14 protein-coding genes and 1 pseudogene are annotated in these 13,431 nt (G+C 69.1%); 9 read left to right on the forward strand and 6 right to left on the reverse strand.

Annotated elements, in window-relative coordinates:
• Positions 1 to 109 precede the first annotated feature (109 nt).
• Together D620_RS0112115 and D620_RS0112120 are read right to left on the reverse strand one after the other, a co-directional pair.
• Positions 110 to 799 carry a Crp/Fnr family transcriptional regulator gene (locus tag D620_RS0112115; protein ID WP_017666084.1) on the reverse strand — a complete coding sequence of 230 codons (690 nt, stop codon included), beginning with the start codon at positions 797 to 799 and terminating at the stop codon, positions 110 to 112.
• Entirely contained in the window at positions 796 to 1,299 is a 504-nt protein-coding gene (locus tag D620_RS0112120) for a hypothetical protein (RefSeq protein WP_017666085.1), read from the reverse strand. The genes D620_RS0112115 and D620_RS0112120 overlap by 4 nt, the downstream gene beginning before the upstream one ends.
• Before the next feature lie 235 nt (positions 1,300 to 1,534).
• Here D620_RS0112120 and rplU point away from each other — a divergent pair.
• The 4 genes and pseudogenes from rplU to D620_RS0112140 form a co-directional block, all read left to right on the forward strand.
• Positions 1,535 to 1,906 (forward strand): annotated as a pseudogene (gene rplU, locus D620_RS0112125) (50S ribosomal protein L21); the annotation flags it as partial.
• 21 nt (positions 1,907 to 1,927) lie between these two features.
• Positions 1,928 to 2,197, forward strand: coding sequence for a 50S ribosomal protein L27 (rpmA, locus tag D620_RS0112130; RefSeq protein WP_026092181.1), 270 nt, complete (start codon positions 1,928 to 1,930; stop codon positions 2,195 to 2,197).
• Between the two features lie 213 nt (positions 2,198 to 2,410).
• Complete coding sequence (locus D620_RS0112135) at positions 2,411 to 2,947, forward strand: GNAT family N-acetyltransferase (protein ID WP_017666088.1); 537 nt, start codon at positions 2,411 to 2,413, stop codon at positions 2,945 to 2,947.
• A gap of 94 nt (positions 2,948 to 3,041) precedes the next feature.
• The gene (locus tag D620_RS0112140; RefSeq protein ID WP_017666089.1) at positions 3,042 to 3,638 is read left to right on the forward strand and encodes a TetR/AcrR family transcriptional regulator; all 597 of its coding nucleotides are present in this window, start codon (positions 3,042 to 3,044) and stop codon (positions 3,636 to 3,638) included.
• On the opposite strand, the gene D620_RS0112145 is transcribed toward D620_RS0112140, so the two are convergent.
• Positions 3,635 to 4,366: a YgfZ/GcvT domain-containing protein gene (locus D620_RS0112145; RefSeq protein WP_017666090.1), complete on the reverse strand. Its 732-nt coding sequence runs from the start codon at positions 4,364 to 4,366 to the stop codon at positions 3,635 to 3,637. The genes D620_RS0112140 and D620_RS0112145 overlap by 4 nt on opposite strands.
• 38 nt (positions 4,367 to 4,404) lie before the next feature.
• Here D620_RS0112145 and pyrC point away from each other — a divergent pair, with 38 nt between their 5' ends.
• Positions 4,405 to 5,442, forward strand: coding sequence for a dihydroorotase (gene pyrC, locus D620_RS0112150; RefSeq protein ID WP_017666091.1), 1,038 nt, complete (start codon positions 4,405 to 4,407; stop codon positions 5,440 to 5,442).
• A gap of 141 nt (positions 5,443 to 5,583) precedes the next feature.
• Here pyrC and rarD read toward each other — a convergent pair whose 3' ends face one another.
• A complete protein-coding gene (gene rarD / locus D620_RS0112155) occupies positions 5,584 to 6,507 on the reverse strand; it encodes an EamA family transporter RarD (protein ID WP_017666092.1) in 924 nt (307 codons plus the stop codon).
• A 286-nt stretch (positions 6,508 to 6,793) separates the two neighbouring features.
• Here rarD and D620_RS0112160 point away from each other — a divergent pair, with 286 nt between their 5' ends.
• The gene (locus D620_RS0112160) at positions 6,794 to 7,492 is read left to right on the forward strand and encodes a hypothetical protein (RefSeq protein WP_155800142.1); all 699 of its coding nucleotides are present in this window, start codon (positions 6,794 to 6,796) and stop codon (positions 7,490 to 7,492) included.
• On the opposite strand, the gene astD is transcribed toward D620_RS0112160, so the two are convergent.
• A complete protein-coding gene (astD, locus tag D620_RS0112165; protein WP_017666094.1) occupies positions 7,489 to 8,901 on the reverse strand; it encodes a succinylglutamate-semialdehyde dehydrogenase in 1,413 nt (470 codons plus the stop codon). The two genes, D620_RS0112160 and astD, sit on opposite strands and share 4 nt — an antisense overlap.
• An 87-nt stretch (positions 8,902 to 8,988) precedes the next feature.
• The gene (locus D620_RS0112170) at positions 8,989 to 10,386 is read right to left on the reverse strand and encodes a protein adenylyltransferase SelO family protein (protein ID WP_017666095.1); all 1,398 of its coding nucleotides are present in this window, start codon (positions 10,384 to 10,386) and stop codon (positions 8,989 to 8,991) included.
• A 73-nt stretch (positions 10,387 to 10,459) separates the two neighbouring features.
• Here D620_RS0112170 and D620_RS0112175 point away from each other — a divergent pair, with 73 nt between their 5' ends.
• The 3 genes from D620_RS0112175 (at position 10,460) to D620_RS15315 (ending at position 13,430) form a co-directional block, all read left to right on the forward strand.
• Positions 10,460 to 11,326, forward strand: coding sequence for an alpha/beta fold hydrolase (locus D620_RS0112175; protein WP_017666096.1), 867 nt, complete (start codon positions 10,460 to 10,462; stop codon positions 11,324 to 11,326).
• Complete coding sequence (locus tag D620_RS0112180; RefSeq protein ID WP_017666097.1) at positions 11,323 to 12,489, forward strand: glycosyltransferase; 1,167 nt, start codon at positions 11,323 to 11,325, stop codon at positions 12,487 to 12,489. Before D620_RS0112175 ends, D620_RS0112180 begins: the two co-directional genes overlap by 4 nt.
• A gap of 137 nt (positions 12,490 to 12,626) precedes the next feature.
• Positions 12,627 to 13,430 carry a tetratricopeptide repeat protein gene (locus D620_RS15315; RefSeq protein WP_017666098.1) on the forward strand — a complete coding sequence of 268 codons (804 nt, stop codon included), beginning with the start codon at positions 12,627 to 12,629 and terminating at the stop codon, positions 13,428 to 13,430.
• The last annotated feature ends 1 nt before the right edge of the window (position 13,431 follow it).

Consider the following 13,431-nt stretch of genomic DNA (forward strand, 5'->3'; position numbering starts at 1 on the left):
TCACACCAAGGCACAAAGATGAAGAGCGCAAGGCCGCTACCCGGCACGCCCTCTTTGTGTCTTTGTTTCTTTGTGGGAAAAGCCTTGTGGGCCGCTTTCGCGGCGGGCCTTACCGTCCCGAAATGGCCTGTAACATCGCCGCATCGAGCAGCGCGATCCCGCGCTTGCCCTCGCGGCGGATCGCGCCTGTGTCTTCCAGCTCGCCGAGCTTGCGGCTGACGGTCTCGATGGTGAGGCCGAGCATGTTGGCGATCTCGCCGCGGGTCAGGGGCAGCTCGAAATGACTGGCGAGGTGGCACGAGCTCTCGCTCGCGGCGGCGGCGAAATCGTGGAGCAGGGCGGCAAGCCGCGCTTCGGCGCTGGCGTGGCCGGTGAGTTCGAGGAGGTTGCGGGTCGCCAGCAGGTCCGCCTGGCTGCGGCGCAGCAGCGCGCGGGCGAGCGCGGGGTAATCCTCGATCGCGCGCTCGATGTCGGTGCGCGCGAAGGTGCACAGCCGGCTTTCGGTCAGCGCCACCACGTCGTGATGCGCGAAAGGCGCGAACAGCTCGCCGATGAAGCCGGCCGGGTGGACGAGGGCAAGGATCTGCTCGTTGCCGTCGACATCGATCGCCGAGACCTTGAGCGCGCCGGTCAGCAGGGTGGCGCAGGCCGCATCCTCGTCGCCTGCGGCAAACAGCATCTCGCCGCGCTTCAGCGTGCGGGTGCGGCCGGCGGCGGCCATCGCGTCGCGTTCCTCGGGAGTGAGCACCGCGCAGGCGGCGGTCTCCTTCACCGGACAGGTGGCGCAGGCCAGGTTCATGAGGCGAGCGCTCCCCACAATTGCGCGATCGCCGCGTCCTCGCGGGCGAGGGTCGCGGCGACTTCGCCCTGTGCCGCGGCGAGCGCCGGATCGGGGCTCAAGGCGCCCGCAGCCTCGGCCGCGAGCGCATCGAGCGCGGCCAGCGCGCCAGCGGTCCTGCCGCGCGCCACATCGAGATCGGCAAGTGCGGCCATGGCGGCAGCGCGCTCGCCGCTTTCGAAGGGGCGGCCGGCGGCCAGGCGGACGAGCGCCTCCGCCTCCCGCGCGCGCGCTGCAAAGGTGCTGTCTGCGCTCGCGGCTGCGGCGCGCAGGTCGGCAAGACGGGCGGGGCTGACCGCGGGGCGAATCGGGGCGGACGGCGCAGCGGCCGCGGCCGGCGCGGTGCCATCCTCGAACGGGCGCATTGCCAGCGAAGGGTAATCGCCCGCCGTGCCCGCGCAGCCGGCAAGGCCTGCACAGGACAGTGCGAGAATGGCGGATTTTGTCAGATGTGCGCGCATAGAGATCCCATGTCCCGTTACCATGACACCTCGCGATGGCAAAGCGTCCCGACTGTTCGGTTCGTCCGACTTTTTGGTGACGGGCCGCGCGCGAGGGCGTTGACTTGGAGCCGCCTTTCCCCTAACGGCTCGCCTTCCTTACGGGGCTGCATCTGCGCAGGCCCCGCATTGCCGTTCGGTTTTCGTGGCGCAAGCCGTGCTGCCGGACACTGCACAGACAAGAGAGTTTAAAGCCATGTTCGCTGTAGTGCGCACGGGCGGCAAGCAATATCGGGTTGCCGCCGGAGACAAGATTGCCGTTGAAAAGCTGAGCGGAGAAGCCGGCGATACGATCACGCTGGGCGATGTCCTGCTGGCCGGCGAAGGTGAAACCCTCGCCGATGCCGCTGCGGTGACCGTCTCGGCCGAGATCATCGCCCAGGCCAAGAGCGAGAAGGTGGTGGTCTTCAAGAAGCGCCGCCGTCACAATTATCGCCGCAAGAACGGCCACCGCCAGCAGATGACTCTGCTGCGCATCACCGCCGTCGGCGCGGCTGCTGCCGAAAAGCCGAAGAAGGCCGCCGCCAAGAAGACCAAGACCGAAGACGCCCCCGCGGCGGAATCGGCCGAATAAGGAGCGAGGTGAACCATGGCACACAAGAAAGCAGGCGGTTCGTCGCGCAACGGTCGTGATTCGGCCGGTCGTCGCCTTGGCGTCAAGAAGTTCGGCGGTCAGGAAGTGATCGGCGGCAACATCATCATCCGTCAGCGCGGCACCCGCGTGTACCCGGGCGTGAATGTCGGCATCGGCAAGGATCACACCCTTTACGCGCTTGAAGCCGGTGTGGTGCGATTCCATGCGGGCAAGCTCGGCCGAAAGTATGTCTCGGTCGACGCCATGGCCGAAGCGGCCGAATAAGCGGACGATTCGCTGAAGGGATCGTCCGCAAGGATGGTCCCGGGGGGTGCAAGGCCCTCCATCCGAGGGAGACAGGACCGTCCTCAACCGAGGGGGTCCGTCTCCCTTTCGCGTTCTCCCTCACCAGCGCCGCGTGAATTCGAAAGTTTCGCGGCCATGAAATTGTCATGCGTCGTCCCTAGGGGCAGGCGCGGGGCGAGGAAGGGAGAACTCGTGTTCCATCGCAGCCAGAGACTGTTCCTGAGGCCCGCCTTCCCAGAGGACAGCGCCGCCATTCTCGCAGGCATCGGCGAGGAGGCGATCGTGCGCAATCTGGCGCGCGCGCCGTGGCCCTACACGCCGGACGACGCAGCGCGCTTTGCCGCCTTGCCGCAGAACACGCGCCTGCCGCATTTCCTAGTGACCCTGCCGGGCGCGGGCGTGATCGGTTCGGCCGGGCTTGGCGAGCACCAGGGCGAGGGCGAATTGGGCTACTGGATCGCGCGCGCGCACTGGGGGCGCGGCTATGCCACCGAGGCCGCCAGGGGCGTGCTCGCGGTTGCGCGGATGCTTGGCCACCGACGGGTGGTTGCGGGGCACTTTGCGGACAATCCGGCTTCGGGCAAGGTGCTGAGAAAGCTTGGCTTCGTGCCCACCGGCAAGCCCGGCCAGCGGTTCAGCACCGGGCGCGGGGCGATGGTCGATTCGGTCGAGTATGCGCTCGATCTGGAGGCCGACATGGACCCGGCACCGCTCGCCCGTGCTGCCTGATCAGGGCCTGACCGGGGCCTGGTGAGGCACTGGCACCGTGCGCGCGGGCGCGGGTCTTGTTCGCACCTGCAAATGGCCCTAGGGGCTTGACCCTATGGTCGCCAGAAAGAGGCTAACTCCCGAGGAATCGCGCAGCTCCGCGCTCGAAGCCGCGCGCGCGCTGCTGATCGAGACAGGACCGCAATCGGTGACATTGAAGGCGGTCTCGGCGCGCATCGGGCGCACCCATGCCAACCTCCTGCACCATTTCGGTTCGGCCTCGGGCCTCCAGCGCGCGCTCGCCGAGCATCTCGCGCGCACGGTGTGCGAGACGATCCTCCAGGCGGTCCACGCCAGCCGCGCCGGGCTGGGCTCGGCGCGCGAGGTGGTCGATCTTGCCTTCGACGCCTTCGACCGCGAGGGGGCGGGCGCGCTCACCAGCTGGATGCTGCTGACGGGCAACGAGGATGCGCTCGATCCGATCATCTCTGTGATCCACGACCTGCTCGACGAACTCGCCCCGACCGAACCGCCCGAGCATATCGCCGAGCGGCGGCTGCACCGCGATACCCTGTCGCTGGTGCTGATGGCGCTGGGCGATGCGCTGATCGGCGCGGCGCTGGCCAAGTCGCTGGGCCTGCCGCGCGATGCGGCGCGCGAGCGGGCGACGGCGATGCTCGAAGCGAGCTTCGCCGGGCACCAGACCGCTTAGCTCTGATCCTCGAGCGCGGCGCGCTGCCAATCGGGCAGGGCGGCAGGATCGAGCGCCTCGACCCTGAGGTGATCGACCGCAAGGCCAAGGTCGGCATAGGCCGCTTGTCTGCGCGCCTCGTCCGACTGCGCCAGAGGCACCACCACCAGCCGCCGGTTCACTTTCTGCCGCCAGTTCATCCGCGCGGTGTTCTCCTGCCCGACATAGCAGCCCTTGGTGAAGCTCACCCCGCCGAGTTCAACGGCGTTGGTTTCGAGCCACAGGATGTCGCCCATCTCGGCTCGCCCCTCGGGCACGCCGAGCGCGAGGCGGTGGGCGAGCCACGCGGCGTCGGCGCTCTCGCCCTGCGGCGCTGCGAGCCAGCGGTCGCCGAGGGCGGCAAGGCGCGGGTCCGCCGCCGCGCCCTCGCGCGCCTCGCGGCCCCAGTGGACGGCGAGGCTCTCGTCGCGGGCGATCGCGATCTGGCGGCGCAGGCGATACATCGACAGGCGTTTCGCCAGCTCGTCCGCATGGGCGGCCTCGCAATCGAGCAGCAGGTCGGCGCCGTCTCCCCACACCACAAAATCGAACAGGTGCTTGCCCTGCGCCGAGAGCAGCGCGGCATAGCAGGGCAGGGGCCCGGTCACATCATTGGTGACAAGGCCCTGGAGAAAGGCAGCGACATCCTCGCCCTCCTCGAGCGGGGAGAGGCGCACAATCGCGCGGGCGGTCAGCAGGGTTGCACTCATGGGTGACAGATAGGCACGTGCCTCGCTAAGGGGAAGCCATGACCGACCGCCTCACGATCCGCCGCCCCGATGACTGGCACCTCCACTTCCGCGATGGCGACATCATGCGCGAGGTCGTGCCCTATACCGCGCGCCAGTTTGCCCGGGCGATCGTGATGCCCAACCTCACTCCGCCGGTGACCACGACTGCGCTCGCCGCCGCCTATCGCGAGCGCATCCGCGCGGCGGTGCCCGAAGGCGTGGCCTTCGAGCCGCTGATGACCTGCTACCTCACCGACACCACCGATGCCGATGATCTCGCGCGCGGCGCGGCGCAGGGCGTGTTCACCGCCGCCAAGATCTATCCCGCCAACGCCACCACCAATTCGGCAGCCGGGGTGACCGATGTCGAGAAGATCTACCCCGTCCTCGCGCGGATGGAGGCCGAGGATATCGTGCTGTGCATCCACGGCGAGGTGACCGATCACGACGTCGACGTGTTCGACCGCGAGAAGGCTTTTATCGAGAGGCACTTGCGGGCGATTGTGGTCGCCTTCCCGAGCCTGCGGATCGTGTTCGAGCACATCACCACCAGCGACGCGGTCGATTTCGTCAACGGGGCCGGGCCCAATGTCGCGGCCACCATCACCCCGCAGCACTTGCACATCAACCGCAATGCGATGCTGGTGGGCGGGATCCAGCCGCACAATTACTGCCTGCCGGTCGCCAAGCGCGAGACGCATCGCCTCGCCCTGCGCAAGGCGGCAACGGGCGGTTCGCAAAAATTCTTCCTCGGCACCGATTCGGCCCCGCACCTTCGCCGCGCGAAAGAGACCGCCTGCGGCTGCGCAGGCATCTTCGGCGCGCCCTTTGCCCTGGAAAGCTACCTCACGGTGTTCGATGAAGAGGGCGCGCTCGGCAACTTCGAAGGCTTCGCCTCGCTCCACGGGCCGATCTTCTACAAGCTGCCGGTCAATGAGGACACTGTGACGCTGGAACGCGCCGAGGTGCCGGTGCCCGCGTGTCTCCATGTGACGGGCGAGGAGATCGTGCCGTGGCACGGCGGGCAGGTGCTGGGCTGGAAATTCCTAGGCTGAGTCCATGTTTTCGGCCACTTTCGGTGGCGCAGACCTCCCGCCCCGCCGCCCCGCCCGGCCACCATAGCAAAGTGGTACGATAGGTGGTCGGGTGGGGCGGCGGGGCGGGGGGTCTGCGTTTCGCGCCAGCGCGATCGCAAATCAAACACTCCTGCGCTTCGCCCACAGGTCCCAGACGAAAATCCCGACCGCGATCCAGATCAGCACGAAGCTTCCCAGTTTTTCGGGTGCCAATGGCTGGTGGAACACGAACAGGCCGAGGAAGAACACGATCGTCGGCGAGAGATACTGGATGAAGCCGAGCGTCGAATAATCCATCCGCCGCGCCGCGATCGCGAACAGCAGCAACGGCACGGCAGTGACCACGCCGGACAGGACGATCAGCGCGCTCGTCCACCAATCCTGCCCGAAGGCCGAACCTTGCGGGCCCATCGCAAACCACCCCGTGACGGCGGCGGCGACGGGCAGCAGGATCGCGCTTTCGATCGTCAGGCCGGGGAGCGAGCCTACGGCAACCTGTTTGCGCACAAGGCCATAAAGGCCGAAGCTCAGGGCCAGGCTCAGGCTGAGCCACAGGCTGGTGAGAGCGCCCGCCGCCAGCAATGCCACCGCCAGCGCGGCGATGGCGACCGCGAGCCACTGGCGCTTCGAGAGCGTCTCGCCCAGCACCAGCGTGCCGAGCAGGACGTTGAGCAGCGGGTTGAGGTAGTAGCCGATGCTCGTCGCATAGACCTCGCCCGCCATGATCGCCCAGATGTAGACGAACCAGTTGATCCCGATCAGCACCGCGCTGGCGAGCAGGGCGAGGAGGCTTTTCGGGCTGGCCAGCGCGGCGCGCAGTTCGGGAAACTGGCGGCGCCAGGCGACGATGGCGAGGCACAGCGGCAGCGTCCAGATGATCCGCCAGCCGACGAATTCGAAGGCCGGGATGCGCTTCACCAGCACGAGGTAGAGCGGCAGGAAGCCCCAGATCAGATAGGCACCCAGCGCGGGGGCGAGACCTGAGGCAAGCGGCCCTGAGGCGGTGGGGCCGGAGGCCTCGGCTGCGGGTTGCTGCGTGGTCATGCCGGGCGGCGTTAGGGGCGCGAGGCGGCCTGCGCAAGCGGCGCGCTCGCTGAACTGCGGCTTTCAGGCGTCGGGGCGATTCGTTCAGGCACGCGTCTTTACAGATGAACGAAATCGCTCTTGCAGCCATCCCACCAATGGCTGCCGGCACGCGCGGGTTCCTTTGCCCCTGCGTGGGAAGCGCCCTCGGGGTCCCCTGACCCCGGGGGCGTTTTCATGCGGGCGGTGAGGGGCAAGTTAACCATTCGCGTGCGAGGGGCGGGCGATGCGCCGTGCTTTCATCCCTGTGGGATTCAGTGCCCTGCTGGCCGCCTGCGGGCCGGGCGGGGGCGGGGCTGCGCCAGGGGCAGGGGAGATTGCCGCCGATCCGGTGATCGCCCGGGCGCTCCATGATCCGCTGATGACCGACCCCGATCTGGCCAGCCGCAACGAGGCCAATGCCGCGATCGGCTTTGCCGACAGCACCGCGCTGCCGGTGCTGGCCGGCAGCACCGAGGCCGCCGCCGCCGCGCGCGCGGCGATGCGGATCGAGCTGCTGGAAAGCGGCACGCTGACGGATCTGCCGCCCGCCAGCAAGGCGGCGGGCGGCGTTGTGTTCGGGCCGATGTCGGGGGCGGAGGAATTGCTCGGCGCGGTCGGGGCCGGGGGCACCTGCGCCGAGGGGCTCAAGGAGGATTTCGCACTTGCCGCCAGCCTGCCGCCGCCGGCGCAGATCCCGCCGCGCGCGATGGTGGTGCAGGCTGGGGGGAGCGTTGCCAGGGGCTGCGCTGTGCGGATCATCCGCTATCTCACCCCCGCCGCGGGCACGGAGGTGCTGCAATACCACCACGTGCGCGCATCGCGCGCCGGGCTTTCGTCCCGGCGCTACGCCGCGCCCGGCGACAGCATTGCAGCGCGCGGCACGGGGGCGGAGCGGTTGGTGGTGAGCCTCAGGCAGGCCGCCAATGGCCTGACCGGCGTGACGCTGGTCTACCGGAGCAGCTAGCTCCTCACCCCGATCATGATCGCCGCGCGCGGCTGGTCCATTTCGGTGCTGGCAACCGGATAGGCGCTGTTGTCGGCGGCGTAATAGGCGGCCGGGCGGTGGTTGCCGGAAAGGCCGATCCCGCCGAAGGGCGCTTTCGAGGAGGCCCCGGTGGTGGGCACGTTCCAGTTGATGATCCCGGCGCGGATATTGGCCCAGAAGCGCCCGTAATCCTCGGGGCTGCCGCCGATCAGCGTCGCCGAGAGGCCGAAGCGGGTGTTGTTCGCCTCGGTGATCGCGGTGTCGAGATCGGGGACGCGGATCACTTGCAGGAGCGGGCCGAACAGCTCGATATCGGGCCGGTCGGGCACCTCGGTCACGTCGATGATGCCGGGGCTGAGAAACGGCAGGGCGGGCAGCGAGCGGCGCATGTGCAGCAGCGCCCGCCCGCCCGCGGTGATCAGCGCGACGAAGCTTTCCATCAGCTGTTCGGCGGTATCATTGTCGATCACCGGCCCCATGAAGGGCTGCGGTTCGCCCAGCGGATCGCCGACCATCAGCTTCCTTGCCAGCGGCACGAGTTCGGCCATCAGGGCGTCATAGACGCTCTCGACCACGATCAGCCGCCGCGCCGAGGTGCAGCGCTGGCCGGCGGTGGCAAAGGCGCTCTGGACGATGATCGCGGCGGCATCGGCGAGCTTGGGGGTGTCGGTGACGACCACCGGATTGTTGCCCCCCATCTCGAGCGCGACGAGCTTGCCCGGATTGGCGGCGAGTTTGCGGTTGATGGCGATGCCGGTCTGGACCGAGCCTGTGAACAGCACCCCGTCGGTGCCCGGGTGGGCGACCAGCGCCTTGCCTTGGTCCGGCCCGCCGATCACGCACTGGATGACCTCGGTCGGCACGCCCGCGCCGTGGAAGGCAGCGACCAGCGCCTCGCCCACCGCGGGGGTCTTTTCCGAAGGCTTGAACACCACCGCATTGCCCGCGATCAGCGCCGGCACGATATGGCCGCAGGGGATGTGCGCGGGGAAGTTGAAGGGCCCGAGCACCGCCATCACCCCGTGCGGCTTGTGGCGCAGCGCGGCGCTCGACCCGACACCGGCATCGAACTTCTTCTTGCCGGTGCGTTCGGCATAGGCCTGGACCGCGATGTCGACCTTGGCGACCACCGCGTCGATCTCGCTGCGCGCTTCCCACAGGGGCTTGCCCGCCTCGCGCGCGACCAGATCGGCGAAGCTGTCGGCATCGCGGCGCACGGTGTTGGCAAAGCTGCGCAGGATGGTGATCCGCTCGGTCAGCGGGCGCGCTGCCCACGCCGCCCAGGCGCGGCGTGCGGCCGAGACCGCCGCATCCACATCGGAAACGGGCCCGCGCCACAATTCCTCTCCGGTGGCCGGTTCGTGGGAAATGAGGATGGTGTCGGTCACGCCAGCGATGCTTGCCTGTTCTCGTTCCTGCTCCCGCGGATGCGCGCATGTATAGCGGGCGGACCCGAAAAGATAGGGGTGAGCCGGCTACGCATGTCCCGCGGGCGGGGGCGGCGGGCCATGCGCCTCGCCCATGCGCCTGAGGCCGGCGATCTTGGCGTGGAGCGGGGCCCAGTCGTCCTGCCGGTCGATCGCGGCCCAGATGTCCTCGACCTCGCCGATCAGCATCGATTGGGGGGCGGGATCGGACCAGTAGGGGTGCGCCTCGCCTGCCGGCTGGTAGTGGGCGAAGGCCTCGGGCAGGCCCCGCCCGCCGCGATGCGCGAAGAAGAAGGCATCGGGCTGCATGCCGCCCTCGCGCATCTGCGCCTCGCAGGCAGCGACGAGCGCGGTGTCCGCCTCGATCCCCAGCGGGACGACCCCCAGCCGCCAGCACCACCGCCGCGCCACGTTCGCCATGTAGAGCGGTCCGAAGCGTTCGAGCGCGGCGACCAGCGGCGCGGTTTCGGCATGGAGGCGCAAGGCCACCGCCAGCTGCCCGCAATTCCAGTGCAGCGCCTCGGGCTGGCGGCCGAAGGCGTAGAGCCCGGCATGGTCGAAATAGGCCGCCGTAAAGCCCGGCTCCCACGCCGGCAGCCAGCGCCACGGGCCGTAGTCGAAGCTCTCGCCGGTCACGTTCATGTTGTCGGTGTTGAGCACCCCGTGGACGAAGCCTGCCACCATGTAGCTCGCGGCAAGATCGGCCATGCGTTCGGTAACGGCGTGCATCAGCCGGATCGCGGGATTGTCACGGTCGGGCGCGTCTTCGGGCGGGGGCGGGGCGGGGAAGTGGGCAAGGCAATAGGCGATCAGCTGCGCCATCTCGCCCGTCGCTTCGAGCGCCAGCAGCCGCTGGAAGGTGCCGATGCGGATATGCGAATGCGACAGGCGCACCAGCACCGCCGAGCGGGTCGGCGAGGGCTCGTCGCCGCGGTGGAGCGCCTCGCCGGTCTCGATCACGCTGAAGGTCCTGGAGGTGTTGACGCCGAGCGCCCCGAGCATTTCGGTCGCGAGGATTTCGCGCACGGCGCCCTTCAGCGTCAGGCGCCCGTCGCCCGCGCGGCTCCACGGCGTCTGGCCCGAACCCTTGGTGCCAAGGTCCATCAGCCGGCCATCGGCACCCCGCATCTGCGCGAACAGGAAGCCCCGCCCGTCGCCGATCTCGGGGTTGTAGACCCGGAACTGGTGCCCGTGATAGCGCAGCGCCAGCGGCCCGGGGAGATTGCCGGCAAGCGGCGCGAAGCGGCCGAAGTGCTGCATCCATGCCGCATCGCTCAGGCTCGCGAGGCCCACGCTTGCCGCCGCCCTGTCATTGCGCCAGCGCAGGACCGTTTCGGGAAAGTCCGCCGCCGCCACCGGATCGCCCAGCCACCCGGCGAGCGCCAGGATGGCGGAATCGGGATGATAGGTTCCGGATGCATCCGGGTGTTGCAGTCCCTCGCTCATCCCGCGATAGTGGGCGCAAGCTGGGCGGTGCGCAAGGCGCGCGGCCCTTTGAGGGAAGGGAATACCGGCGCAGATGGCCGCATTGTACGAAGACCGCTACTGGACCAGCAGCGATGGCCTGACCCTGCATTACCGCAACTATCCCGGGCCCGCGGGCGGGGACAAGCTGCCCGTGCTGTGCATGCACGGCCTGACCCGCAACGCCCGCGATTTCGGCCCGCTCGCCGAGGCCATCTGCGCCACCCGCCGCGTGATCGTGACCGAGATGCGCGGGCGGGGAATGAGCGATTACGCGCCGGATTCGGACACCTATTCGCCTGTCACCTATGTCGCGGATGTGGAAAAGCTGCTCGCCGAACAGGGGATCGATCGCTTCGCGGTGGTCGGCACCTCGATGGGCGGGCTGATGACCATGCTGATGGCAGCGATGAAGCCCGGGCGCATGAGCGCGGTGGTGATGAACGATATCGGCCCCGAGGTGGACAGCGCCGGGCTCTCGCGCATTTCGGGCTATGTCGGGCAGGGGCGGAGTTACCCCACCTGGGTCCACGCCGCCCGCGGCCTGTCCGAAGCGCACGGCGTCGCCTTCCCGCGCTATGATCTCGACCAGTGGCTCGAAATGGCCAAGCGCACCATGGTGGTGAGCCAGAACGGGCGGATCGTGTTCGATTACGACATGGCCATCGCCGAACCTTTCGCCAAGCCCGGCAATGCCGCGCCGCCCAACCTGTGGCTCGCCTACGAGGCGCTGACCGGCGTGCCGATGCTGCTGGTGCGCGGCGCGCTGTCGGACCTGCTCAGCGCCGACACGGTCAAGCAGATGGGGGTGCGCAATCCGAAGATGCGCACCATCACCGTCCCCGATGTCGGCCACGCCCCGACGCTTGACGAGCCTGCGGTGCGCGAGGCGATCCTCGCCCTGCTGGACGCGGCGGAGTGAGCAGCGCGGCGGGGCCGCATGTCCCCCGCACCGTCCCCCGCACCGTCCCGCGCATCCTGCACCTTCATTCGACCTTCGCGGCAGGCGGCAAGGAAGTGCGCGCTGCGCGGCTGATGAACGCCTGGGGGCCGCGTCTGCATCACACCATCGTCTCGGCGGAGCCGCAGGCCATGGGGGCGGCCGCGCTGGTCGGCGCGGATGTGCCGGTGGACTATCCGCAAGGCTTCCCCTCGCTCAAGGGCAGGCCGACGCCGGGCCGGCTGGCGGACCTCGCGCGGGCGATGCGCGGGTTTGACCTTGTCCTCACCTACAACTGGGGCGCGATGGACGCGGTGATGGCGCAGCGCGTCTATGGCGGCCTCCTGAAGCTCCCCCCGCTGGTCCACCACGAGGACGGTTTCAATGCCGACGAGGCGGCCCGGTTGAACCGGTCGCGCAACCTCTACCGCCGCGCCGCGCTGGGGCGGGCGGCGGCGCTGGTGGTGCCCTCGATGCAGCTCGAGACGATCGCCCGCGAGGTCTGGCGCCAGCCGGCAAAGCGGCTCGTCAGGATCGCCAACGGCATCGACACCGCCGCCTTTGCCGCCGCGCCCGATCCCGCTGCGCTGCCGATCGCCAAGGGCGCAGGTGAGCTGTGGGTCGGCACGCTCGCGGGCCTGCGCGCAGTCAAGCGCCTGACCGATCTGGTCGCAGGGTTCGCCGTGCTGCCCCCCGAATGGCACCTCGTGATCTGCGGCGAGGGGCCCGAGCGCGCGGCGATCCTTGCCGCGGCCCATGCCCGGGGCATCGCCGCGCGCGTCCATCTGCCGGGCAATGTCGATCCGGCAAGGGTGGCCGGCCTGTTCGATATCTTCGCGCTGTCTTCGGCGTCCGAGCAATTCCCGCTCTCGGTGGTCGAGGCGATGGCCGCGGGCGTGCCGGTGGCGGCGACCGACGTGGGGGATATCCGCGCGATCCTTGCCCCCGACAATGCCGCGCTGCTGACCCCGCCGGGCGATCCTGCCAGGCTGGGCGAGACGCTCGTGAAGCTCGCCGCCGATCCGCTGCTGCGCGCACGGCTCGGCGCGGCCAACCGCGCGCGCGCGCGGGCGAATTTCGACTTTGCGGTGATGCAATCCGCCTACGAGGCCGTCTATGGCCGCGCCATGGGCCGCGCGTTCTGAGCCCGGCGCGCGCTTCATCCCCCGTTCAACCCGCCGCCGCCATCTCTCCGCCGGTGAGGGCCGCTGCCATTGCGCGCGGGCGTCCACCTGCCTAAAGAGCGCGGCGCAAAGACATTCAGCAGGACACCAAGGCCACCATGGCGCGACTTCCCATCACCTCCCCCGATAGCCCTGCCGCCCCCTCGCGCGAGGACGAGGTGCTGATCCGCGAGATCGACGAGGCGGTGCGCGAGGATGCGCTGCTCGAATTCCTGCGCAAGCACGGAGTGAAGGTGCTGGGCGGCGTGCTGGCGCTGGTCGCGGCGCTTGGCGGGTACATGATCTGGCACCACTTTTCCGAAGCAGAGCTCGAACGGCATTCGGAAACGGTGATCGCCGCGCTCGACCTTGCCGACAAGGAAGATTTCAAGAGCGCTTCGGACAAGGTTGCGGGGCTGCTCGGCGACGACAGCTCGCCCGGCGCGCGCGCTGCGGCGCGGTTCATCCAGGCGGCGGCCGCTCTGGAAGGCGGGGACAGGGCCAAGGCGAGCGGGCTCTACAAGCAGATCGCCGCCGATCCGACCACGCCGGCAGCGCTGCGCGATCTTGCCCGCCTGCGCGAAGTCAGCATCAATTACGACATGATGAAGCCTGCCGACGTGATCGCGCAGCTCGGCAGTCTCGCCAAGCCCGGCAATCCCTATTTCGGCTCGGCGGGCGAACTCGTCGCGATGGCGCATCTCGAAGCGGGCAACCGCGCCGAAGCGGGCAAGCTGTTTTCGGAAATGTCCAAGGACGAAGACCTGCCCGAAACGCTGCGCAGCCGCGCGCGCCAGATGGCCGGGCTGATGGGTGTCGACGCGATCGTCGATGTGAAAAAGCTGCTCAAGGACGAAGGGGTCACGTCCGAGAGCGATGGCGCAGACGCACCGGCGGCTCAGCCCGCGCCTGCGGCACAATGAT

Origin of the sequence: Porphyrobacter sp. AAP82, from assembly GCF_000331285.1 — a bacterium.
Lineage (GTDB): Bacteria > Pseudomonadota > Alphaproteobacteria > Sphingomonadales > Sphingomonadaceae > Erythrobacter.